At 69.2% G+C, this 24102-nt stretch carries 16 protein-coding genes; 7 read left to right on the top strand and 9 right to left on the bottom strand.

Annotated features, from left to right (window positions below; translation table 11 throughout):
• Nucleotides 1-183: 183 nt before the first annotated feature.
• A complete protein-coding gene (locus tag WMF39_RS35210) occupies nucleotides 184-5049 on the top strand; it encodes an AAA family ATPase (protein ID WP_437740852.1) in 4866 nt (1621 codons plus the stop codon).
• Nucleotides 5050-5145: 96 nt separating this feature from the next.
• Here the strand turns inward: WMF39_RS35210 and WMF39_RS35215 are convergent, their stop codons facing one another.
• The gene (locus tag WMF39_RS35215; protein WP_437740853.1) at nucleotides 5146-7209 is read right to left on the bottom strand and encodes a leucine-rich repeat domain-containing protein; all 2064 of its coding nucleotides are present in this window, start codon (nucleotides 7207-7209) and stop codon (nucleotides 5146-5148) included.
• A gap of 321 nt (nucleotides 7210-7530) precedes the next feature.
• Between WMF39_RS35215 and WMF39_RS35220 the strand changes: the two genes are divergently transcribed.
• Both WMF39_RS35220 and WMF39_RS35225 read left to right on the top strand, forming a co-directional pair.
• Nucleotides 7531-8259, top strand: coding sequence for an enoyl-CoA hydratase/isomerase family protein (locus tag WMF39_RS35220; RefSeq protein WP_437740854.1), 729 nt, complete (start codon nucleotides 7531-7533; stop codon nucleotides 8257-8259).
• Nucleotides 8260-8861: 602 nt separating this feature from the next.
• On the top strand, nucleotides 8862-9860 hold the full coding sequence (locus WMF39_RS35225; RefSeq protein ID WP_437748068.1) for a cellulose binding domain-containing protein: 999 nt from the start codon (nucleotides 8862-8864) through the stop codon (nucleotides 9858-9860).
• On the opposite strand, the gene WMF39_RS35230 is transcribed toward WMF39_RS35225, so the two are convergent.
• The gene (locus tag WMF39_RS35230; protein ID WP_437740855.1) at nucleotides 9823-11430 is read right to left on the bottom strand and encodes a hypothetical protein; all 1608 of its coding nucleotides are present in this window, start codon (nucleotides 11428-11430) and stop codon (nucleotides 9823-9825) included. The genes WMF39_RS35225 and WMF39_RS35230 overlap by 38 nt on opposite strands.
• A 311-nt stretch (nucleotides 11431-11741) precedes the next feature.
• Here WMF39_RS35230 and WMF39_RS35235 point away from each other — a divergent pair, with 311 nt between their 5' ends.
• Complete coding sequence (locus WMF39_RS35235; protein ID WP_437740856.1) at nucleotides 11742-11978, top strand: hypothetical protein; 237 nt, start codon at nucleotides 11742-11744, stop codon at nucleotides 11976-11978.
• A 70-nt stretch (nucleotides 11979-12048) separates the two neighbouring features.
• Here the strand turns inward: WMF39_RS35235 and WMF39_RS35240 are convergent, their stop codons facing one another.
• The 3 genes from WMF39_RS35240 to WMF39_RS35250 form a co-directional block, all read right to left on the bottom strand.
• Nucleotides 12049-12726 carry a DNA alkylation repair protein gene (locus tag WMF39_RS35240; RefSeq protein ID WP_437740857.1) on the bottom strand — a complete coding sequence of 226 codons (678 nt, stop codon included), beginning with the start codon at nucleotides 12724-12726 and terminating at the stop codon, nucleotides 12049-12051.
• A complete protein-coding gene (locus WMF39_RS35245) occupies nucleotides 12723-12896 on the bottom strand; it encodes a hypothetical protein (protein ID WP_437740858.1) in 174 nt (57 codons plus the stop codon). Before WMF39_RS35245 ends, WMF39_RS35240 begins: the two co-directional genes overlap by 4 nt.
• Before the next feature lie 168 nt (nucleotides 12897-13064).
• The gene (locus tag WMF39_RS35250) at nucleotides 13065-15227 is read right to left on the bottom strand and encodes a toll/interleukin-1 receptor domain-containing protein (protein ID WP_437740859.1); all 2163 of its coding nucleotides are present in this window, start codon (nucleotides 15225-15227) and stop codon (nucleotides 13065-13067) included.
• Between the two features lie 1801 nt (nucleotides 15228-17028).
• Here WMF39_RS35250 and WMF39_RS35255 point away from each other — a divergent pair.
• Nucleotides 17029-18102: an SBBP repeat-containing protein gene (locus tag WMF39_RS35255; RefSeq protein WP_437740860.1), complete on the top strand. Its 1074-nt coding sequence runs from the start codon at nucleotides 17029-17031 to the stop codon at nucleotides 18100-18102.
• 107 nt (nucleotides 18103-18209) lie between these two features.
• On the opposite strand, the gene WMF39_RS35260 is transcribed toward WMF39_RS35255, so the two are convergent.
• From WMF39_RS35260 to WMF39_RS35275, 4 genes are read right to left on the bottom strand one after another with little or no spacing between them, the layout of a single operon-like run.
• Nucleotides 18210-19799, bottom strand: coding sequence for a caspase family protein (locus WMF39_RS35260; RefSeq protein ID WP_437740861.1), 1590 nt, complete (start codon nucleotides 19797-19799; stop codon nucleotides 18210-18212).
• Nucleotides 19796-20563, bottom strand: a complete 768-nt coding sequence (locus tag WMF39_RS35265; protein WP_437740862.1) for a DUF4384 domain-containing protein — start codon at nucleotides 20561-20563, stop codon at nucleotides 19796-19798. Before WMF39_RS35265 ends, WMF39_RS35260 begins: the two co-directional genes overlap by 4 nt.
• Nucleotides 20560-21069: an RNA polymerase sigma factor gene (locus tag WMF39_RS35270; protein WP_157907086.1), complete on the bottom strand. Its 510-nt coding sequence runs from the start codon at nucleotides 21067-21069 to the stop codon at nucleotides 20560-20562. The genes WMF39_RS35265 and WMF39_RS35270 overlap by 4 nt, the downstream gene beginning before the upstream one ends.
• Nucleotides 21070-21088: 19 nt before the next feature.
• Nucleotides 21089-21784, bottom strand: a complete 696-nt coding sequence (locus tag WMF39_RS35275; RefSeq protein WP_437740863.1) for a hypothetical protein — start codon at nucleotides 21782-21784, stop codon at nucleotides 21089-21091.
• Between the two features lie 584 nt (nucleotides 21785-22368).
• Here WMF39_RS35275 and WMF39_RS35280 point away from each other — a divergent pair.
• A complete protein-coding gene (locus WMF39_RS35280) occupies nucleotides 22369-22965 on the top strand; it encodes a hypothetical protein (RefSeq protein WP_437740864.1) in 597 nt (198 codons plus the stop codon).
• A gap of 107 nt (nucleotides 22966-23072) precedes the next feature.
• Entirely contained in the window at nucleotides 23073-23756 is a 684-nt protein-coding gene (locus WMF39_RS35285) for a hypothetical protein (RefSeq protein ID WP_437740865.1), read from the top strand.
• The last annotated feature ends 346 nt before the right edge of the window (nucleotides 23757-24102 follow it).

Here is a 24102-nt window from a genome sequence, read left to right on the forward strand (position 1 = left end):
TCGACTGGCTCCGATAAACGCCGAAGCAGGCTCTGCTATTTCCTGCCTTCGTTCCGTCAGCCACCTTCGGCTCTCGTCGTGGCAAGACCGCTACTGCCCTGCCGCCCGCCAGCACGGTGAGGGAGGGTCGCTGTCTCCCCTCCAAGCACCTGCCGGCCAGCGCGGCACCTCTGCGATTCGGTGATGCTCACTCTACCCAGCTACCACTCCGTCAGCCATTTCGATCCGAAAGGCGACTCCGCCCGATACCGCGCCGTCCGTGAGAACGACGGCGCCCCCGTGGTGCTCAAGGTGCTCGGCGCGGGCGGGTCGCGCATCGTGGACCGCGCCCGCGTCAAGCACGAATACAAGCACATCGCGCGAATCGAGTCCGAGCGCGTCGTCAAGGTCTACGGCCTGGAGGAGCATGACGGGGAGCTCGTCCTCGTCCTCAAGGACACCGCCGGCGACGAGCTCGAGAACTACCTCGCGGCGTGCGGCAGCCTCGACGTCGACAGGTGCCTTGAGCTCGCCATCTCCATGGCCGAGGCGGTGCGCGTGCTGCACGGGCACGGGATCGTGCACGGCGCCGTCAGGCCGAAGAGCTTCCTCGTCTCTGGCGACGGTCAGGCCCGGATCCTGAACTACGGGGTCGACGCCGCGGTCACGCGGGAGCGCGAGTCGCTCTACAGCGATGCTGTCATTTCCGACGTGCTCCCTTACATCTCGCCCGAGCAGACCGGCCGGATGAACCGCAGCGTCGACCACCGCTCCGATCTGTACTCGCTCGGCGTGCTCTACTATCGCATGCTCACCGGGGCCGTCCCCTTCCAGGCGAGCGACCCGCTCGAGCTCATCCACGCCCACATCGCCCACATCCCCGAGCACCCCGCGGCGCGAAGCGCCGCCGTGCCCGCCGCGCTCGGCGATGTGGTCATGAAGCTGCTCTCCAAGAACGCGGAGAACCGTTATCAATCCGCGAGCGGCCTCCTCGCCGACCTTCACGAGTGTCGGCGGCGCCTCGACCATGGCGAGCTCGATCGCTTCGACCTGGGCCAGCGCGACGCCGCGTACCTGCTGCAGATCCACCAGAAGCTCTATGGTCGTGAAGAGAGCATCGAGCGCCTCACGGAGGCGTTCTTCGGAGTCCTGGGCGGCACGCGCAAGATCGTCCTCGTCTCGGGCTACTCCGGCATCGGGAAGTCGTCCCTGGTGCAGGAGATCCTGAAGCCCCTCGCGCGCGAGAAGGGCTATTACATCACCGGCAAGTACGACCAGTTCAATCGGGACCGGCCCCTCGGCCCGGTGCTCCAGGCGTTCGACGCGCTGCTCCGGCAGATCCTGTCCGAGAGCGAGGAGCGCATCGCGCGCTGGCGAGCGGCGATGATCGAGGGGCTGGGGAGCAACGCGCAGGTCATCTGCGAGGTCCTCCCCGCGCTCGGGTTCCTCATCGGCGAGCAGCCGCCGGTGCCCTCCCTCGGCCCCGTCGAGGCGCAGAACCGCCTCAACCTCACCTTCCAGCGCTTCGTCTCCGCCTTCACGGGGCAGGGGCGCCCCATCGTCCTCTTCCTCGACGACCTTCAGTGGATCGACGCCGCGAGCCTGAGCCTCGTCAACGCGCTGCTCGAGGCCGAGGGGCTCGGGGCCTTCTTCTTCTGCGGCGCCTACCGCGACAACGAGGTGAGCCCCGCGCACCCCTTCATCCGCGCCGTCGACGAGCTCCGGAAGAGCGGCGTCGAGATCGAGCCCATCGTGCTCACCCCGCTCGAGCTACCGCACGTCAAGGCGCTCATCAGCGACAGCCTCGGGCGCTCGGACTGCGCGCAGCTCGCGGCCCTCGTGCTGAAGAAGACGGGCGGAAACCCGTTCTTCATCAAGCGCTTCCTCAAATCGATCCACGACAGCGGCGCGCTGTCCTTCGATGAGGCCGGCCGCTGGTCGTGGGATCTCGCGGCGATACGCGCCCTCGAGTACACGGATAACGTCCTCGACCTCATGGGGAGCAACATCCGCCGCCTGCCCCCCGCCGCGCAGGACGCGCTCAGGCTCGCTGCGGCCCTCGGCAACCGCTTCGATCTGGGCACGCTCTCGACCGTCAGCGAGTGCTCCATCGACGAGTTTTACGGGCGCGTCGAGCCGGCGCTCAGGGAAGAGCTCATCGCGGGCGACGGCGCGTGCCATCGCTTCGTCCACGACAAGATCCAGGAGGCCGCCTACGCGATGATCCCCGTCGAGGAGCGGCCGGGGCTCCACCACCGCATCGGGGTGCTCCTGCGGCAGCAGCTCGGGTCCGACGCGCGCTCTCTCTTCGACGTCGTGAACCACCTGAACCTCGCCGGCGACCTGATCCAGGACCCCGCGGCCCGCGTCGATCTCGCGCGGATGAACCTCGCCGCGGCCGAGCGGGCCGAGGAGAGCGCGGCGTTCGACGCCGCGCTCAAGTACCTGGCCGAGGGCATCGCCAGGCTCCCCGGCGATCCGTGGGCGACGGAGTACGAGCTCAGCTTCGCGCTCACCACGAAGATGGGCCTCATGCAGGGGCTCTCCGGCCGCCCGGACGACGCCCTCCCCACGCTGGAAGGGGCCGTGGTCCACGCGAGGAGCCGGCTCGACAAGACGCGGGCCCACGGGCTCAAGGTGCGGGTCCACATCCTCAAGGCCGATCTGCACGCCGCCCTCGAGGAGGGGCTCGTGGCCCTGCGCGCCTTCGGGATCGATCTCCCGCCCTTCCCGTCAGACGAGGCGGTCGCCGGCGACGTCGAAGCGACGCTCAGGTTCCTCGACGGCCGATCGATGGAGTCGCTCTGCGATCTGCCGCGGCTCGCCGACCCCGAGGTCGCCGTCCTGCACAGCGTGCTGGAGGAGATGATCTCGTCCTGCTACTTCCTCGCGAGCAACAACTTCGGCTTCTGCGTGATGAAGATCCTGCGAGACACCGTGCAATACGGCGTCTCGCAAAGCTCGGTCTTCGCCTACGTCGTCTTCGGCCAGATCCTGTGCGTCAGCGGCCGGATCCCGCTCGGCTACGCCTTCGGCGAAGCCGCGGGCGAGATCCTCCGGCGCTATCCGGACAAGCGGAACGACCCGATCCTCGCCTGCATGTGGGGCGCGTTCGTCATGCACTGGCAGACGAGCTACGAGAAGGGGCGAGAGGTCCTGTTCTCCGGCATCCATGCCGGCCTGGAGACAGGACAGTACGTCTGGACCTTCTACTGCATGACCAACGCGAACACGGCGACCCTCCTGCTCGGCCGCCCCCTCGCCGAGATCAAGGCCGAATCGCAGTCGCTGCTGCCCATCAGGAAGTTCGACAGGTGGAATTTCATCACCTGGATGGTCTCCTGCGTCGGCCAGATCTGCGAGAACCTCATGAGCCCGGATCCTGGGCCGACGGAGCTGGCCGGCGAGTGGGTCCAGATCAAAGAGCTCGTCGACAGCGCGGTGCAGGTCAACAACCAGGCCTCGCTCTTCTTCACCATCTTCTACCGCCTCTTCCTGCGCGTGTTCCAGGGCGACTACGCGGGGGCCGCCGCGCTGGCGATGGAGGCGAACCCCACCATCATCGGGATCGCCGGCTGGCAGGGCAACCCGCCGTTCCACTTCTACGGCGGCGTCGCCCTCGTCCAGGCGGCCGACAGCGCGGATCCGGAGACCCGGGAGCGGTATCTCGACAAGGCCCGTGCCCTCGGCGAGAAGGTCGCCTTCTGGGCGAGCCATGCGCCCGACAACATGAGGCACCGCCACCTCCTGCTCGCGGCCGAGCTCGCGCGCGTGAGCGGCGACAGGCGAGAGGCGCTGGATCTCTACGACGAGGGCATCCGCGCGGCTGTCGAGGGCGGCTATCTCCACGACAGCGCCCTCGGCAACGAGCTCTGCGCGCGCTGCTACCTGGCTCTCGGCAGGACCACGAGCGCGCGCGCCTACATGACCGAGGCCCACGCCCAGTATGCGCGCTGGGGCGCCGCGAGCGCCATGGCCCGCCTCGAGCGCGACCATCCCGATCTCGTGCTGCTGCCCGCCCCTACCGGCGCAAGGACCGGCGTCAGGGAAGACCTCGACCTGCGCAGCGTGCTCAAGGCCTCTCAGGCCCTCGCCGGGGAGATCGTCCTGTCCCGGCTGCTCGAGGCGCTGATGCGCATCATGCTCGAGAGCGCCGGCGCGCGCCGCGGCTTCTTGATCCTGAAGGACGACGGGCGCCTCACCATCGAGGCCGCCGGCGACATCGCCGGCGGCGTCGAGCGGATCGCCTCGACCCCTCTGGATTCCCGCTCCGATCTGGCCGCCAGCGTGGTCCAGTATGTCGCGCGGACCGAGGACAGCGTCGTCATGGCCGACGCCCCGAGCGATCCCGCCTTTGGATCCGACCCTTATATCAAGGCCGTCCAGCCGCGATCGCTCCTCGCGACGCCCATCTTCCACCAGGGGCGCGTCCTCGGGATCGTCTACCTCGAGAACGCGCTCGCCAGCGCGGTCTTCACGCACGATCGCGTCGAGCTCATCCGTCTTCTCTCCGCCCAGGTCGCCGTCTCGCTGGAGAACGCCCGCCTCTTCGCCCAGCTCGAGGACAAGGTGGAGGCCCGCACGGCCGAGCTCCGCGCGGCGCACGCCGAGCTCGGCGTGCTCTATGCCGCGCGGGAGCGCGAGCAGGAGGAGCGGATGCTGGAGCAGCGCGCCCTCATCGAGCAGCAGCGCGAGGTCATCCACGCCCTCTCCGCCCCCATCCTCCAGGTCTGGGATGGCGTCCTGGCCGTGCCGCTCATCGGCGCCCTGGACGGTGAGCGCGCCAGCGAGCTGATGCAGAGCCTTCTCAACGCGGTCTCGCGCGGCGACGTGCGCTTCGCCCTCCTCGACACCACCGGCGTCGAGACCATCGACGAGGCCGTCGCCGACCACCTCGTCCGCATCATGCGCGCCGTCGAGCTCCTGGGCGTCCGGCCGATCGTCACCGGCATCCGCCCCGCGGTCGCGCGCACCATGACCTCTCTCGACGTCGATCTGCGCTCCCTCGGCACGCACGCCACCCTGCGCGAGGCCCTCAAGTTCTGCATGCGGAGCCTCGCGGCCCGCTGATCCCGCCAGCGCAGCGCCGCTGCGAAGCGCCGCTGCGCGCGTCCGAGCCCGGCGCGCGCTCGCGTCGTCCGCGCGCGGCGGCGGGCTCCCGCGCGCTCAGGGCGAGCAGGTCCCGGTGCCGTTGTCCTCCTCGCGCACGCTCTCGGGCACCCAGTCGAGGCGCTCCACGAACGCGTCGACCTCGCAGCTCGGCAAGCTCTCGTTGCCCATGATCTCGATCCAACCATTGACCGTTCGGGCGCCCAGGCCGCGGAGCGTCGCGAGCGAGCGGTTCCCCTCGACGATGAGGCTATCGAGATCAGCCAGGCCCTCGAGTCCGGTCAGCCCGAGCAGCGCGTCGTTGTCCTGGATGACGAGCTGGCTCACGCGGACCAGGCCACGCAGCGCGTCGATGTCCACGAGCGATTCGTTGCCTTCGAGCGTCACGACATCAGTCACGCCGACGCCCTCGCTGAACGAACCGAGCCCGTCGAGGCTGGTCAGCGCGGGGTTACCGACGATCTCGATCCCGTTTCGGACGTTGCGGAGGCCGCTCAGGTGCCGCAGATCCGCGAGCCGGGGATTGTACGCGATCGACAGCAGCGAGAGATCCGAGATCTGCTCCACGCCTGCAAGGCTCACGAGCCCGGCGTTATGGCCCAGGGAGAGCACCGACAGCTCGGTCACGCCGGCGAGGTCGGACAGGTCCGCCAGGGAGCCACAATCGGAGATGAACAGCTCTCGCAGGCGCGTCAGGCCGCCGAGATCGATCCTGGTGAGCTTGGGGTTGGAGGTGAAATAAATCGACTGCACTTCGCTCGAGTCCGAGCCGAGGTGCGCGAGAGCGTCGGCGATCACCAGCTCGGGATTCGATTCGATAACGGCATACAGGACACCACGGAGCGAGAGCATGCCCGTGAGCGTGCCCATCGATGAATTGCCGGTGATGATGAGACCGTCGACGGTCTCGAGCCCCCCGAGCCCGACCAGGTGCCGGAGACGCTCGTTCCGCGCGATGGAGATGGATCCCGCGTGACGGAGCTGGTCGAGGCCGTACAGCGAGGTCAGCTGCGGGTTCTCCGCCAACACGAGGTTCTGGACGGTCGAGAGCCGCGAGACACCGTTCAGCTCGCGGAGCCCGTCGTTCCCGGAGATGTCGAGCACATCGAGCTCCTCGACGGCCTCGAGGCCGTCGAGGCTGATCAGCGCATCGTTCTCGAGCACGCTGATCTGCCCGCGGCGCAGGCTCGCCAGCCCGCGCAGCGACGAAAGCCCGTCGTTGCCCACGATCCAGAGCTCCCCCTCCTCGAAATTCTCGACGCCTGGCAAGAACAGGAGCGCATCGTTGTCGACAAGGCGGAGCGTCCCCCGGCGGAGGCCCTGCAGCCCGTCCAGCGACACGAGCCGGTCATTGCCCTGGATCAACAGCACCCCCTCCTCGAGCCTCTCGAAGCCTGACAAGGAATCGAGGGCATCGTTGTCGATCACGTGCACCTCATGTGACGTCAACCCGACGCCGGCGACGCTCTCGAGGATCGGGTTTTCACGGATCTCGATGATCCCCTTGACCCGTTGCAGGCTCGGAAGCCCGCCGAGACGCAGCAGCGACGCGTTCCGCGCCACCTCCAGCCGCGCCCCGATGAAGGAGAGGGAGTCGAGCCCGCTCAGGCTGGGCAGCCGGCTGGTGTCGCTGATCACGAGGCGGCCCGAGATGCTCGTCAGACACGCGAGCGGGGACAGGTCGGAGACCTCGCCGCCGATGTCGAGCCTGCCATTGAGCACGGTGACGCCGCGCAGCTTCTCGAGATCCTCCTGGCGATTGACATTCCAGGTGCCGCTTTCCACGCGGGCCGGGTCGCACCCCTGCTCGGCGCCCCCCGCGCCACCGGCACCCGCGCCACCGGCACCCGCGCCACCGGCACCCGCGCCCCCGACGCCCGCGCCCCCGACGCCCGGCTCGCTCGGCCCACCTCCCGAGGATTGACCGCCTGAACTGGCACTCGCGCCGATCGCTGGGTCGCCCGAGCTCGATGACGTGGCGCCGGCGCCGCCAGCCCCTGCCGTCGATCCGACCTCGCCTTCATCCGCCGACGGTCCCTCGATGTCGAGCGCATCCCGGGCCCCACAGGCCGACGCGAACGCAATCGCCGCAAACACGCCCACCCACCACGGGTTCCGCATGCCGCGAGGTTGGGCTCACCGCGATCCCGCGTCAAGAACGACCGGGTGCTGGAACTGTGCGGTTACAGCACGGAAATTTTGCAGGAGATGCGGAGCGCGCCGTGCCCGTCTCGCTCGTCTGGGACCTCTGACAGGTCCGCTCAGGGTGGCTGTGGAGTGAAAGCAACCCTTCGTTGCATGGATCATCTGTCGATAGAGCGCCGCGTTTGCAGGAGGGATCGCTTGCGATCTCGCACACGCAGCCTGATCACCGCGGGCCGCGGCCCGGGCGCCAGGGCGCGCGAGCTTGCGCCGCGCTCGTCTCTGCGCGATCGTCTCGCCATGCAATTCGTCGAGGTGCTCACAAGAGACGGCATCGCCGAGGTCACGCTGAGCCGACCGAAGGTCAATGCCATGAACCAGGCGGTGCTCCGCCAGCTGGCCGACGTCTTCCAGCGGCTCGCGGAGGACGACGCCGCGCGCGGCGTGCTCGTCCGCGGCGCCGGCAACTGCCTGTCTGCGGGTCTCGATCTCCGCGAGGTCGCGTCGCTCGATCGAGAGGGGCTTGGAAGCTTCCTCGACGACTTCGACGCCGCCTTCGGCGCCGCTTTCCGTTTTCCGAAGCCGCTCGCCGCCGCCGTTCACGGCCATGCGATCGCGGGCGGGCTCCTGCTCGCGATGTGCGCTGACTTCCTCGCCCTGGGCGCCGGCGACTACAAGGTCGGTCTCCCCGAGCTCGCCGTGGGCATCGCCTTCCCGCGCGTCGCCTTCGAGATCGCCCGGACCGCCTCTCCCGCCCGCGCGCTCCGGAGGCTCGTCTTCGGCGCGGAGCTCCATTCCCCCGCGAGCCTCTTCGACATGGGCGTCGGCGACGCGCTCTCCGCCGAGCCCCTCGAGGACGCGCGCCGCTTCCTCGCCACGGCGTGCGGCCGCCCCGCCGCGGCGTTCCGCCTCGCCAAGGCGAGCCTCCGCAGGGAGGCGTGGGAGCGGGTCGCGGCGCAGCCGACGGCCGAGCGGGAGGCCCTGATGGACGCGCTCCTCTCCTCGAAGCAGGCCTTTCTGCCGGCATGAACGCGCAGCCCTCGGCGCGCAAGGGCTGTCGCTCGCGCCCCTGAGCGCGCCAGTCGCCGAGATCCCCGCCTCCTCGCCATCACGGATGGTCCGGCGCTCTCATCCAGTCGCGCCGCCACGCCGCACACGACGACTGACCGACGATCCGTCGGACGATCGGGCTCCCCTCCTGGAGAGGCGATGTTCGTTCGATCGCCTATCCATGCGTCGAGGTGGCCACCTTCATTGCACAGCCTGCCGGAGCGATGAATCGATGAGACCGCCTGTACGCGACGAGCGCCCCGATGACCACATTGTCATCGTCGCATGCGGCGGGCGCCGATCGGCGGACACAGCCGCGATCAAAGTGATGCTTGCCGGGAATGACGAGTTCACCTAATCGATCAACGGAGCTCGCGGGCACGCCCTGATTCACTTATTCATATTGGACGGAACCCTGCGACTCACTTGATCTTGCCTGGAGAAATTCGATGCGTACAACTCGCTTTCTTGGACATTGCTTCGCTTCGTTTGCATGCTTCTTGCTCGCCTGCAGCCCTGGGCCGCTGCACGACGAGCGCAGCGATTCCCTCGTCTCGGGGTTGAGCAGCCTGGATGGCACGATGGAGGCGGAGCTCACGGTTCCGGCACAGTGGCAATCTGGATACTGCGCGCTTGTGACGGTGAGGAACAAGAGCACCGACCGGACCACCACCGCCTGGGGCGTGGTCGTGGCGCTCAACGGCTCGTCGTTGCGCCATGCGTGGACCGCCAGCGTCACGCCGTCCGATGGGCAGCTGCGCGCCGTCAATGAGAGCTACAACGGCACGCTGAGCCCGGGCGCCACGGCGTCGTGGGGGTTCTGCGCGGACGGCGCCGAGAAGCCCGCGCTCGTATCGGTCGACGGCGGCGATGGCTCGAGCGCATCCGCGAGCTCCTCGGCGAGCAGCGGCGAGGGCGGCGCCGCGGCGACCGGCGGCGGCGGCGGTGAAGGTGGCGAGGGAGACGGCGGCGCCACGGGCACCGTTGGTTCTGGCGGCGCGGGCGGCGAAGGCGGCGCCACGACCGCAGGCGCGGGCGGCGAGGGCGGCGCCACCACCACCGCAGGCGCGGGCGGCGACGGCTCCACGACCGCAGGCGCGGGCGGCGAGGGCGGCGCCACCACGACCGCAGGCGCGGGCGGCGACGGCTCCACCACCACCACCACCACCGCAGGCGCGGGCGGCGACGGCTCCACCACGACCGCTGGTGCAGGCGGCGCGCCGCCGCTCGATCCCGCCTGCGGCACGGCGACGGCGACCTTCGCCGATGTGCAACCCATCCTGGAGCGGAGCTGCTCCAACGAGTACTGCCATGGCAACGCCAGCACGCCGGCCGGCGGGCTCGACCTCCGCGCGAGCGCGGCGGTCGGCGAGCTCGTCAGTCAGGACGCCGGCCGCTGCTCCGGCGACCAGGTGCTCGTGAGGCCGTTCATGCCCAGCAGCAGCTATCTCATCAACAAGCTGAACGGCACCGGCCTGTGCGGCGATGCCGAGATCCAGATGCCCCCGGGCGCGCCGCTGCCCGAGGCCGACATGAAGACGATCATCGACTGGATCTGCGCAGGCGCGCCCGACCGCTGAGCGTGGTCGGCGTCCGCGGCCAGGGCGCGAGCGCGAGCTGAACATCGAGGTTGTCGACCTCGCGGAGCGCGTCGCACCGTCCCGGGTGGAGACCGAGACGCTCGCACGCGGAGAGGAGCGCGACGTGAACCGCCCAGGTAACCTGCGGCGGCTCGGCGAGCAAGGGGAGGAGCGCCACGATCTCGGCGCGCGCGCCGAGCTTCGCGAGCGCGTCGACGGCGCCGCATCGGACCGGCTCGCGCTCGTCGCTGCGCGCCAGCGCGAGCAGCCGGGGGATGGCTTCCTCCTTGAGCGCATGGGCCACGTACGTGTTCAGGGTCTCGAGCGCATGCGTGCCAGTCGTCCCGAGCTCGCCGAGGTGCTCCCAGGCGGGCCCCGCGAGGGCCCGGTTCGCAGAGAGCTCGCCGAGCCAGTACATCGCGCTCTTCCTGACGTGAAAGGCAGGATCGCGGGTGAGCCCGAGGAGGGCCTCCTGCTCGTCCCACGCGGCGAGGAGCGACGCGGCTCGCTCGCGGATCCAGGGATCCGGATGCCCCGCCAGGAACGCCGCCGCTGCGCCGCGATCCGCCGCAACTCCCGCTGCTCGGAAGCGGTCCGCGAACCGATGCTTCCTCTCCGCCCAGCAGCCGTCGAGATCGGCATAGAGCGCGAGGAGCTCGGCCATCTCGAGATCTGCCCCCGACCCGTGATCGCCGCCGGGCGAGGAGATCCGGCCGCGCGCGGCGGGATCGTCCGCCTCCGACGCGTCATCGTCTCCCAGAACGCCAAGGAGATGCCGGACCGGCTCCATCCACGCGAGGAGAAGCCGCCGCTCGGCCGGCCCGGCGCGCTCGAGCGCCCACCGGAACCTCCCCTCGCGGATCTCGAAAGCGCAGGCGGCCGCCGCGGCGCGCACCCGCTCGTCAGGGTGCCCGCAAAGCGCGGCGACCGCATCGAGGCAGCGCCGGCTCGGGTAATAGTGGAGCGTCTCCAGCGCAGCGACGGCGACGTCGACCGCGGGATCCGCGGCGGCGCGCAGGAGCGGCGCCTCCGCCGCGACGGGCTCGTCCCATACCAGCGCGTCGGCGGCGACCTTGCGGATACCCGCGTCGGGGTGCCCGAGGGCGGCGATCATCAGCGCCTGGAAGCGCGGCTCCGAGAAGCCGAGCGCGAGGGCCTGTATGGCTTCCTTGTGAAGCGGGTGCGCGGAATCCCGGGCGACCGGCTCGATGAGGTCCGCCTCGGCGCGCTCCATGAGGAGCAGCGCGTGACGGCGAAGCACGATGTCGCCCTCCGCCCAGGCGGCCCTGAGCCAGGCGCCGCCCGGCGGATTCCCGGCGCTCCTCAGGATCGCGCCCGCAGCCTCGCGCGCCGCCTCGGGCAGCTCGCGCGCCTCCACGATGCGCATGAGCCGCGCCGCCGCGCGGGGGTCCTCGACGCGCGCCAGGGTCGTCGCGATCTCGTCCCGCTCGGCCTCGGGGAGCTCGGGCAGCACCAGCCAGCCGAGGAGCCGATCGGTCCACGACCGGTCCTCGGCGCGCTGGATCTCGTCGTGGGGAATGGCCTGGAAGCTCTCGCGGCGATCGTTCACGGTGACGCCCGCGATCCTATCAGCTGGCGAGGCGCTCACCGAGCGGCGGATACGTGCGCCGGTATCGAGCAGGAAGAGGCGGGTCGAGCGGCGGATCGGCGCGGCCAGGAGAGGCCCGCCGTCGTTGCCGGAGGTCGAGGGCTGGTTGCGCTGCGCCCCAGCAGCGTCTACCGGCGGGCGCGCCGGTCAGCCGTGAACGCGGCAGGGACCTGCTCGACGGGAACCGCCAGAGGTCGCATCAGGGGAGCGGCCCCCACAGCGTGCCGCAAACACCACCCGTATAGTTGATGCGGTCCACGTATCCATACCCCGTGACTGGTGTGTCGGGACACTGGTATCGATTCGTGCCGATCGAGGTCGGGCTCTGGGACGACGGCGAGCCGGTACCCCAACCCGTCCCCACGGGCGTGCTGCACCGGACCGTCGCCGGCGAGCAGAATCCCTGGCCACTGCTCGTGACGCACTGGACCCCCGTCGCGACCTTGTCGCTGGGGCAATCGGTCGTCCAGACGTGGTTCGTCGTGGACGATGGACCGGGCGTACAGTAGATCCGGAACTGGGAGCGAGACGAATTGCTCTCCCAGCGGGTCGCGAAGCTCCCGCTCGCGCATCGCCCCCTCACTTGCCCGGCGTCTTCGCCGCCTTCTGCCGCCGCACCATCTCCGCAATCCAGACCGGCGCGAACGGCGGCGTGCAGCCCGGCGACGCCGGGTAGTCCTTGAGCACCTCGAGCCGCTCGCCGATGGCCACTGCGCGGGCGCGCAACCCGGGGTTGTGGATGCCGATCTCGGCGAGGCAGTGGTTCATCGACCACTGCTTCGGGCCCGGCGCCGTCTTCATCTCCGCCTCGATCTGGTCGAGCAGCGCGGAGAGGTCGAGGCCGGCTGGGCTCTTCACGACGCGATCCGTCGTCAGGCTCCAGCCGGCGCGCCCGACCAGCTCGCTCGCGGAGTCCTTCCAGCGGACACGCAGCTCCTCGACGTGCCGCGACGCCTTGACCACGTTGACGATGAACCAGTCGAGGAGCTTGGGATAGCCGATCTCCCGGACCATCGCGTCCAGCTCGTCCGCCGAGAACGTCTTTGGCTTGAACACGAGCGTCGCCAGGAGGCGGGCGTCGGGGTCCCCGGTGCGCCACAGCTCGCCGGCCAGGGCGTGGTCCGTCTTCAGCTGCTTCGCGAGCGCGCGGAGCTGGGTGAGGTTCACGCCGTGGGCGTCTCCGGCGCGGGCGTTGACCTCGCGCATCTTCTCGTTGCTCAGCGCGGCGAGCTCCCGCATGACGTTGGTGAGGTTCATGGTCTGGAGCTAGCCGTACCCGCGGGCGCCGTCCAGCGGCGCGGCGCCGCCTCGAGCGGCGACGCGGATTGGTTGTTGAACCAGCGTCGTTGTTCCAGGAGGGCCGGCATGCCCTCGCGCGGCAGACCAAGCCCGATGACCAAACCGGTAATTTCGTTCATTCGCAGCATGCGGAGACTCCTAACGCGGTGCAGCCGGCCATGTCGATAGCCAAACTTTTCGGAGCCGTGACGGCTGTGGAGTGAAGGCGGCCCCTTCGGTGCACGGTCGTGCACGGCGCGCGAGAGGCCGCGACCGATCCCGGGCTGTGACACGGAACAACATCGCCGCCAAGGGCATCACGGGTTGCAGGCGTCCCCCAGCAACAACGAGAATCCATTGCGCCTAATAGCCTTCACGTCACGGTATGTCTCGATCGCCGCCTCCGCCGTCAGCACGCCTGCCCCCATCGCGATCACCGCGGAGGGCGGCAGCCCAGCCAGGACGAGGCCGACGATCGGGATGGATCCCACTTGAACGTTCCTCAGGAACTTCACGACGAACGAGTCCTGCGATCTCTGAATTTCTCTCCGCAGCGCCTCGACTGCGGGCCTGATCCTGACGCTCAGCACGTGCTCGACCCTCTTGGGGAAGAGCTGGTCGTACGGCGATTCATCAATCTCTGCCGCCAGCGACAACATGGCGCTCCGGAACGAAAGGAGATGTTCGGATAGCCTCTCTCGAGCCTCGAGGACATGCTCGAAGCTCTCGAACCGAAAGCTGGGCAGGTACTCCTCGACGGCGCGTATCGCGAGCGAGCCGGCCTTGATCTGCAGCTCCCTGCGGAAGTCGACGAACTCCTTTCGAGCGCTGATGCGAGCGAGCTTCCGCTGGAGCAGCCGCGCCATGCCTGGATCGTCGGTGACCGGAATGAGCCCGTATCGCTCCGCCGTCAAGAAAGCATGATTCAGCAGGATGGAGGACGCGAGGACGGGCGTCACCATCTTGACGCCGTAAAAGCTGTCCCCGGGGAACAGCTCTCCCCTCCGATCGCCGGAGCGACCGTATCCTGCTCGCCGGTGAAGGTCACGACGGATGGAATCCACGTCTCCCCCCTCGCCGATCAGCGGGAGCAGGGACTCCATCTTCTTGGCCGCTATGAACACGGGCTCGTGGGTGGTCTCACTCGCGAGCGACACGAACCCGGGGTCGTCGAGGTCGGACGTGAGGAGCCGTACGAAATCTGGATGCCGGTGCATCTGTGGGGGCACGCAGTGAAGGACGAGCGCCTCCTTGAGCGGCAACACAGCCTGATCGAACACGGACAGACGATCCAGAAATTTTTGGTCGTCCTGGCTGCAACCAGGCTCGCCAAAACGTCGGAACACGCGCTGTTGTCTGGACAGGGTACTACCCGGGTGGATGACGAATAGCTCGTCAAAGTAAAGCACGGCCTGAAACAGGAACGAGTGGGACGGAGTGGCGCCGGGGTAGTAGAGCGCGCACCACCGCTTCGATCTCCGCTCTGTCGCTTCCTCGATCAGCTTGCGGCGAGCGAGCTCTTCGTAGATGCGCGCCCGACCCACGAACAGGCGGTCATCCAAACCACTGATCCCATACCCCTCGTCCACATGAAGGGTCAGGCTCAAGGCCTCTGGCCAAGCGTCCTTCAGGTATTCAACGAGAAGATCGACCTCCATGGGCGTGAGCCTGCCGGGCGACTCCTGCGTGTAGACCGGCTCGCGCCTCGGCTGCTCTCGGACGGGCTTGGCCCTCCCCTCCTGCGGCGCTGGATCGGCAGCCGTGCCCGGGGGTTCGCTCGCTCGCTGGCGAGAGCGCGCCAGCCTCTTGACAACCTCTCGTATCCCCTTGACGACATCGACCCATGCGTCGTCGTGGTTGGGCCAGCTGGCGACTGGCGCTCGGTTGGATGGAAGCCCCTGAAAACACGCGAGCGAAGTGATTTCCCAGTCGGCGGCGCGAACGAGGATGGGGATGATCTCCGCTGGCCTTGGCGCGGAATGCGCCAGCTCCAGCGCGCGCTCGGCGAGCCGCATGCAGGCAGGTGAAGCGAGGAAATCCGCGCTGATCAGCAGGAGGACGATGTCGGCTTCATCGAGCCTCGCCCCGATCTCGACCTCTCGGTCGGCGCCGGGATCGAGCCGGCGTTCACTCCATGTGCGGACGACACCTCTCGATTCCAGGGCGGCGAGGTGGTTCTCGAGGCAGCGCGCGAAGGCGTCGTCTACCGGGGCAAAGGTCACGAAGAGCTGGATGGGGCGTGACGTTGCCAGCGCTCCGTCGACAAGGCCCTCCGAGTCCTCAGGTGTGACCAATGGTACCACCGCCACCGCCTTCGGCACGCCCCTATAACCCGGCTTCGTCCCGCGGACCTCGACGCGCGTCCCGACCGAGACCCAGGCGAAGCCCCACTCACGGGGGAGAGACGTACCTCCAAACCGCACCCGCCCGCCCTCGTCGAGCTCGATCCATCCGAGGGCGTCGGTGACGTTGAACTCCACGATGGTCCCTAGCTGTCCGCGCATCGCGACCAAGTCTACTATCAGCCCGCAGGCGGACCGGCTGAATTTCGGACGTTCCAGGAGGGCTGCACCACTCCGGGTGAGCGGCCGCTGTGTCAACACTGCACTGGCGCGGGAGTCGCCTCGTCCGTTCCGGAGATCGGCGTGCCGAGTTGCTACGCGCGGGCACGGTGCCACGCTCGCCAGGCGACGGCGGAGCTCCTCCGACGTGTCCGGTTGCGCGGCCACGATCGGCTACGCGCCCATCTGGTCCGACGGCGCCATGCAGAAGGCCGCCTGAATCGGCGCGAGCGCCGTGCGTCCGCGCTGGGCGAGCTCCGCCCTGTATCAGCAACTCATCCATGCCTCGTGGGGGCCGCGTTCACTCCACAACCTGCGGGCGCCGGGGGAGAGCGTGGCGTGTCGGCGAGCCCCCGCGGGTTTGGATTTCCTGGCCCACAACCCGCGCATTGGATCGCGGAAGGCAGGGGCGCTCGCGTCGCGGCGCCGGCAGATCGCCGCGATCAGCAATACCACAACCTATCATTCACACTGAAAGCGCGGGCCAGCTCGAGGAACTAGCCGACATCCTCAGCAGAGTGGCGTACGCTACTTCAGCACCCGCGCTGCGCGGGGGGGCATCGGGGTCAGTATGCATTCAATGCACGATCGCCAGCGGCCAGCGTACCGCCAGGTCAGCGGCTTGCTCATCGGAATCGTCCTTTTCGGCTGCGGAAGCACGGTCCACGACGAGGACACCCACCCTTCTTCCGGAGGCACAGGTCACTCGGAAGGCACCGGAGCGACAGGCGGCGGAACATCGAGCGGCGGAAGGGGCGGGAGCGGCGGCCTTGGGAACGACGCAGGGAACACGACCGCCGCCGCGGGGAACTCGGGCGGCGGCGGAGGGGCGTCGGGCGGAGCAACCGGCGAAGGCGGAGGGACGTCAGGCGGAGCCACGGGCGAAGGCGGAGTGGGGTCGGGCGGAGCCACGGGCGAAGGCGGAACGCCGGGCGGCGGAGGAGCAGGCGGCGCGCCGGACGACAGACCCAAGATCTGTCCTGATGGCTCGTTCGATCATGACGGCGACCCAAGCAATCCCTGCAAGGCGTGGTCGCGATGCCCCCCGGGTCAGTACATCGCGAAGGAAGGCACCGACACCAGCGACCGCCAGTGCGTGATCTGCGGCGATGGTACCTTTTCGACGATGCAGAACGTGCGCGCGTGCACGCCCTTCACGGATTGCGCGCCCAGTACATATGTGAGCCAAGCCGGATCCACGACGGCCGATCAGCGGTGCAGCGCCTGCCCCAGCGCGAGCCAACCCGCGCCGGGAAGTCAGTGCCTTCCGGCGGGAGCCTGCCTCTTCTCGGGCGCTTGCGAGCCCGGCACCGTGCAAGTCGCAGCCGCAAGCGGAGCCACACCGGCGGAATGTGAGGCCTGCAACGCCGGCGATTACTGCGCCGGCGGGCTCACCCCCCAGGTGCGTTGCGACAACGGCACCTGGGATCACGACGGTGATCCCGCCACGTGCTGCTCCCCGTGGGCCACGTGTGCCGCCGGCACGTACGTCTCGCGAGCAGGCAGCGCGGCCACGGATCGAGAGTGCACGAGCTGCCCGTCTGGCAGCTTCAGCCAGTCCTCCAACATGGACAAGTGTTCGCCGTGGACGGGTTGCGCGCCGGCTTCGAGCTCATGGCCACAGGGCGGTGTGGCGACCGCCGGAGCTGCAACCGCGGACGCCGTATGCGCCGACCCTTATTACAGATTCGGTTCGGAGGGCTGGTACGGGGCCTTTGCCGTGGCGGTCGACGGCGGCGGCAACGTTTACGTCGCGGGAAACGCCCACGGCGCGCTCGGACCGGACGGCGGTGAATCGGACGCCTTCGTCCGCAAGCTCGATGCGCATGGAGCCGTCGTGTGGACTCAGCGGTTTGGGACATCGAGCGACGACCACGCCAAGGGCGTGGCGGTCGACGGCAGCGGCAACGTCTACGTGGCTGGAACCACGGGGGGCGGGCTCGAAGGTGCCAGCGGAGGCTTTGGCGACGCGTTCGTGCGGAAGCTCGACTCGAGCGGCGCGACGCTGTGGACACGGCAGCTTGCCACGTGGCGTTCGGAGTCGGCAAACGCCTTGGCTGTCGATGGCCAAGGAAATGTTTATGTTGTCGGAACCAGCTACGGCGGCGGCCAGGACACGGGTGAGGCGTTCGTGACCAAGATCGACACGAACGGCGCGCCGGCGTGGACTCAGCTGTTTGGTGGGCCAGACGAGGACGAAGCCATGGCCGTAGCGGTCGACGGCAGCGGCAACGCCTACGTCGGCGGGTACACCTCCGGTGGCGTCGTCGCAGGCTCGGACCGAGGACAGCGGGACGCCTTCGTGCGCAAGCTCGACTCGAGCGGCACGACGTCATGGACTCGGCAGTTCGGCTCCACGGAGAACGACTTCGTCTTCGCCGCGCGCGTGGACGGCAGCGGGAACCTCTACGTCGCGGGGAGCACCGCCGGCGAGATCGGCGGCCCGAGCGAGGGCTCCCCGGACGCCTTCGTGCGCAAGTTCGACGCAGGCGGCGCGACGTCATGGACTCACCAGGCCGGCAATGCGTCCTACGACTACGGCTTTGCCCTGGCAATAGACGGCAAGAACGACGTCTACCTCGTGGGATCCACGAGCAGCGGCGAAGAGGACGTCTACGTGCGCAAGCTCGACGCGAGCGGCGCAGCGCAATGGACCAAGGAGATCGGGACGCCGCGCAGCGACACGGCGCTCGCCGCGGCCGCAGACGCCGACGGCAATCTGTACGTCGCCGGGTACACCGGCGTGTTCTTTACCACGTCGGACGCCTTCGTCCTGCACGTGCCCGCCGAATGACCCTGGGCCATCCGCCCGGCGCACCGCATCGCCGCCCGCCTGGAGCGCCCTGGCACCGGAAAGCTGGTTCACGCGGACCAGGCCATGTTGCAGGAGCGCAGCCCGCGTCAAAGGCTCATGCCCACACCCACGCGGAGCCGCATGGCCACCGCGGGGCCGACCTCGCCCTCGTCGCTGCCCGCGCGTTGCTGCTTGAAGACGTACGTCTGCGCCGCCGCCTCGACACCGAGGTAGAAGCCCTCCGGCAGATCGATGTTCACCCCTGTATCGACGCCGAACGCCCCTGCCAGGCCATGGCGGTCGGGCGCGCGCCCGGCGGTCTCGAACCGCTGCCTCATGACGGCGAGGCCGACGTTCAGCCCGACGCCGAGGCTGATCACGGGAAGGTCCCAGGAGCGGGACAGGCGCACGTCCAGGCCGAGCTCATCATCGCTCGCCGTGAGGTGCTCGTTCTGGAAGGCGCTGCGGCACGCGCTGAGCCGGGGCGCGACGCCGAGGTGCTGGAGCTCGATCCCGTACCCGACGAAGCCGCCGTGACAGAGCGAATCCCCGGGGACAAGGGGCGTCCTGAGCTGATAACCCGCCACCGGCCCGTGCGCGACCTCGCGGACGCCGCCGCCCTTGCGCACGAGCCGGGCGAACATGACGCGGCTCAATCGCTCGTCGCCGACATCCATCGTCTGCCCGGCCCCGGCGTCGACGCTCCCCTCCAGGAGAAAGTCGGGGCCTCGCCCCCGCACGAAGTAACGGCCAGGGCGCAGGCTGACGGTCCGCGTCGCGTCGCTCGCCCCCACCTCGGCCACCACCGCGCCCTCGCTGGCGTCTCGCATCACGAGGTAGGCCCTGCCGGCAGGAAATCGGAGCACGCCCCGGAGCGACGCATGGACCGGCAGCTCGGTCAGGACGAGCTTGCCCTGGCCGCGGAGGTCGTAACGGAAGGTGGGGTGTTGCGCCCCGGCCCACGTGCGGCTCGTGGCGCGCAGGGTGCTCTCGTACGCGTGGCGGTACGCCTCCTCGAGGGAGACGGCGCCGTCTCGATCCGCGTCGGCCGTCCCGAGCAGCCCCGAGACGAGCGCGTGGGTGAAGAACGACCCTTTGAGCTCATCGGACTCCTGAGCGTCCTCGTTTCCGGAGCTCGACGTGAGCGTCACCATCCCTTGCCCGGCGAGCCGCTGATCGAGCTTGATGACGAAGGGGGGCGCGCTCGTGCCGCCCTTGACGCGCGTCAGCGCCCCGGACCGGCACGAGTCGACGAGCAAGAGCCGCGCCGAGGCCGCCGAGCCGCGGACGAGCTGCTCGAACTCCGTCAGCGAGAGCGGCGTCGGCCCGAGGTGAAGCGCGTTCGCGTCGGCGTGGCCGGAGTAATAGACGAGGTAGAGGACATCGGTGTCCGGGCTCGAGATGGCCGCGCGGACACGGTCGTTCATCGTGATGAGCGTGCGCCGGACCGTCTCCGCGCCCTCGCTCCGCAGGAGCACCAGGTTCGCCGGGGGAAAGCCGCCGAGGTCCTTGAGCACGTCGTACATCTTCGACGCGTCGTCCTCCGCGTACCGGAGCTCGACCTCGCCCTTCTCTCCGGCGTTGTTGCCGATGAGCACCGCGAAGCGCTCGATGCGCGCCTCGGCCGGGGCCGCCGCGGCGGCGACGGCCAGGCCGCACGCCGCGGCGGCGAGCGCCGCTCTGCGACGGCGGATCACGGCGACGCCGCGACCTTCTCCGCCGTGAGCGCGTCGACGTCGCAGCCCGGCGGGGCGGGCGGCGCGTCGGGGTGCGCCGCGAGCGCGGCCCGGAGCGGCTCGACCGCGATCGCCTCCGAGCAGAACAGCCCGAAGATCCGCTCGGTGCCGAGCGTGCCGTCGAGCACCGTGCTCTGGGGGAGGAGGACCTCCCGGCCCGGCTCGATCCGCGCCGCGACAGGACCGCTCGGGTAATAGACGCTCGCCTGGGAGGCCCCGTCGACGCTCAGGATCACGAGATATCGCGCTTCCGCGCTGGAGTACGTGAACTGGATCGCGTCGCCTGGATGGAGCCTCTCGCCGGCGCCGCCCGGCAGGACGCTCCCGCCGCGCTTGACGTAGAAGCCGATGTGCTCCGCTCCCTTGATGCGCTCTCCGGGGATCTCCGCGTCTCGCCCCTCCGGCGCGGCGTGGAAGCGGAAGAAGAAGAGCGCCGCCGCCGCCGCGGCGAGCGCGCTCGCCGCCGCGGGCGCCAGCCATCGGCGCGGCGGGCGGACCTTCGCCACGGCGCGGCGCTCCGAGATGGAGGCGCCGCGGGCGAGCCGCAGGGGCGGCGCCGACGCCGCGAACGAGGCCCGCGCCGCCTCCATCTCGGAGCGCCGCGCCGAGCACCGCGAACAGCCAGCCACGTGCGCGCCCGCCTCCTGCGCCGCGGCCGGGTCGAGCTGGCCCGCCATGAGCTCGTCGAGCTTCAGCTCCGAGAGGCACCCTTCGGGTCGCGTCATGGACTCGAACTCCCTTCTCTCATCCGGTCGGAGAGCGTGGCCTTCAGCCGCTCCAGCAGATTGCCGACGTGCCGGCGGGAGCAGCCCATCACGCGCGCGATCTCCTCGTGGGTCATCTCATCGGAGTAATAGTGGACGGCGACCTGCGCGAGGTCGCCCGGGAGCTGCGCGAGGAGCTCCCGCGTGAGGAGGGCGTTCTCGGCGGACGCCGCCGCGCTCTCTTGCTGCAGGGGTGCAACGTGGGTGTCGAGGAGCCGCAGCCGGTTCTTGTGATCGCGGATGCGGTTCAGGCACGCGTGCGTGGTGGCGCCGTAGAGCCAGCCCACCATCGGGCCCTTGCCGTCGAGCTGCCCGGGCTCGCCGAGCAGGGAGGCGAAGACATCCTGGAGGATCTCCCGCGCCTCCTGCTCGTTCCCGAGGAGCCGCCGCGCCCGGCGCAGCACGAGGTGCCCATGCTGCCGGTAAGCCGCCTCGATCAGCGACACCAGCGCCTCGCGATCCTCCACGTCCGAGCGTGTACCACGATCAGTGCCAGTCGGGGTACGTCAAATCCGCGGAGGGCGCCATCCGGACGGTGAGCGACGTGCTCGACCCGCCGGCGGAGGGACGGATCTTGACCTTCACGTCATAGCCGGCGCAGGCGTTGTGCTCCGCCTCCGTCGTCGCCGCGGCGTCGCAGGCGTCGAAGGCCGCTTGCAGCTCTGCGTCCACGTCGCCTTCGCGGCTGACCACATCCATGACATGGAATCCGGGGGAGAGCTGTCCTCCGAAGAGGTTCGACCAGAAGCCGCCTTCGGCCATCTCGCTCTCGACGTACACGATCACATGATCCTCGTCGACGCCGAGCGAGGTGCCCTCCCCGGCCGAGGCCTCGTCGAGCGCCGCTTCGACGGTGGCGATGCCGACCCGGGTGTCCACGAGGCCGAACTCGCTGAAATCGTTGAGCGCGCTCTCCTGCGGGGGCGCATGGATCGACAGCGTGAAGCTCGCGGGAAAGCTCCCGGTCACCGCGGTCTGGACGGGGTAGTTTTCGACATCGCCCTGGGTGTTCCAGACCAGCACGGCGTCGACCGGCCCCGCAGGCGCGACGTCGAGCTCATTGACGATCGTCCCCTCGACCGTCAGCAGAGCCTCGCCCGGATACTCGGAGCCCACCTGGGGGTCGCCGCACGCGGCGAGCAGGAGCGGAAGAGCACAAGAGAGCATCGAACGAAAGTTCATGACATTTCTCCTTGAAAAAAAGAACAACGAGCCATGGTGAACGAGCAAACCAGCCATCCGCGAGAGGACGCCGCGCGCAGCGCGCGCCGTCACCGCCGTGGTGCGGTCGCGCCGCCGACGGAGCTCTCCTGGATGCACGGCGGGACGCCCGCCGTTCGGTGCAGCGCGGCGCCCCAGAGGGGGACCCGCCTTCGCTGGCCCCTTCGACCTGGAGAGACCGCAGGGGTCCCGGTTTGGGCACGGGTCGATGTCGATTGTTCGCCGTACAGCTTCGACGCAAAATCACCTCCCCACCATCCGGACGAACCAGCTCGGGCCGATGACGCTCGAGTTGCGCAACGCTGGCTCAAGCTGCTGGCCGCGCGCCGCGCGCATTTCCTCCTGCACCCCCGTGAACGCCGGCGCCCGGCGCGCCCGCGGCGCGTGGCGCATCGGTTGCTATTCGACGTCGCCAGCAGGCGCTCGAACGCAGACGGCGAGGCCGCGTGGAGGTTCCCGACCCACGCACGTCTGGCCGGAATCCTCCGGCCGATGCCCGCCCGACGACGCCCTGCCGACACGACAGAGAAAGGAGCCTTGCTGTCATGAACAAGATCGCCGTGCTGTTCGGAGGCTGTGTTGCGCTCGCGTCGATCGCGGCGGCCTCTCCCGCCCAGGCTGGCTGGACCGGCTACGTTTCGGAAGAAGACGCCCCCGCCTACTGTCCCGGCCCCGAGGCCGCCACCGGCTTCGCATGCTGGGGGGATTACTGCGACGAGGTCGCGCTGCACTGCAATGGATTGCCCTCCTGGAGCTCTCTGGACATCTCCACCAGGTACTGGACGAGCTACTTCTCCGAGGAGGGGGACAGCGATCTCGGCGAGCTGGTGTGCTCGGACGGCCCGAGCGGCGGCAGCTGCGAGGCGTTCGAGCTCGGCGACAACGTGCGCTACTGCTTCGGTGGCCGCGGGAACAAGGGCATCGTGACGGGCATCGATTGCGCGGACAGCTACTGCGACGAGATCTCGCTCGAGTGCACCAAACCTGCGGTTGGGCGCCTCACGAGCTGCTCCTGGTCGGACTGGCTGTCGGAGGAGGAGTGGTACGTACACTTCGGCACGAACCGGTTCATCACGGCGGTGGAGTGCAGCGGCGACTACTGCGACAACAAGCGGTTCTACGTCTGCTCGCTCGTCCAGTAGCGGCCCGGGCGCTGCGGCGCTCGCCGCGGGGTCGGCCCGGCGCCTCGTGCGTCGCGGGGCGCCGAGTTGTGATACTGCTCGTCTCCCGGGGGGAGAAGGAAAGCACCATGTCGGAGTCGAAGCTCGCCGCGCCGCAGATGGTCATCGACAGCCGTATGCTTTATTCGAGCTGGGTCCCAGCGGATCCGGCCGCCGCCGCGGCGCTCCTGCCGGACGGGATCAGGCCGGCGGAGAACAAGGCCATCTACATGAACCAGTACGTGGTCGACAAACCGGAGCAGACCTCCGGCTTCGGCGCCTATTCGCTCACCTACCTGGGGCTGGATCTCGCGGATCACACGACGCCCGACGGCGCGAGCCCGGCCCGGTTCTTCACGCACTACGTCAACTCCTCCGAGACGGTGCGCCGGTACGTGCGCGAGCGCGGCGTGCCGGCGTCGCCCGGGGCGACGACGCTCGAGCTGCACGGCAGAGAGCTCGTGGCGACCACCTCGGTCGATGGCGTGCCCATCATCCGGACCACGGCGCTCGTCGGCAACAAGATCGGCGTGGTCGCGCGCGGCCACCTCGCCTACGTGACGAAGGTCGACGGACGGCTCGTCGCCGGCAACTACCCCTATATCGCGGACATGGCCGACCCGTACGAGCTCCTCGCCGTCGAGTTCCTCGCGAAGGATCACCCGGTGTACGCGCTGCGGCCCGGGAGCCCGATCCAGGTGGTGAAGAGCGCCTCGTGGTACTCGCCCCGCAGCTCCTTCGTGTATCCGGGCGGAGAGCGGGACCTCTTCTGAAGGCCCCTCCCCCGGCCGCCCTTCGCTCCGGCGCGGCAGCGCGTGCCGGGAGCTGAAGCATCCCCCTCGAATCTTCCGGGAATATTCACAGGGAGACGGGGAGACGGGGAGTAATTTTTTAAACTCCCTGTCTCTCCGCTTCCCTGTGAATATTCCGCTACAATGCCGACCCAATGAGATGATTCGTCAGTACCAGGAGTTCACCGGGACGCCAGGAGAGCCAGGATTTTCTCTCCCTGGCGTCCTTGCGCCGGATGGCTCGACTTCACGTCGTCCGCCCCGCTTCGTCCGAGCGCCAGAGCGCCGTCCCCTGTAAGCCCGCCGCCGCCATGGCAGGGCGAGCGGC

Source organism: Sorangium sp. So ce1504 (genome assembly GCF_051521635.1).
GTDB lineage: Bacteria > Myxococcota_A > Polyangia > Polyangiales > Polyangiaceae > Sorangium > Sorangium cellulosum_B.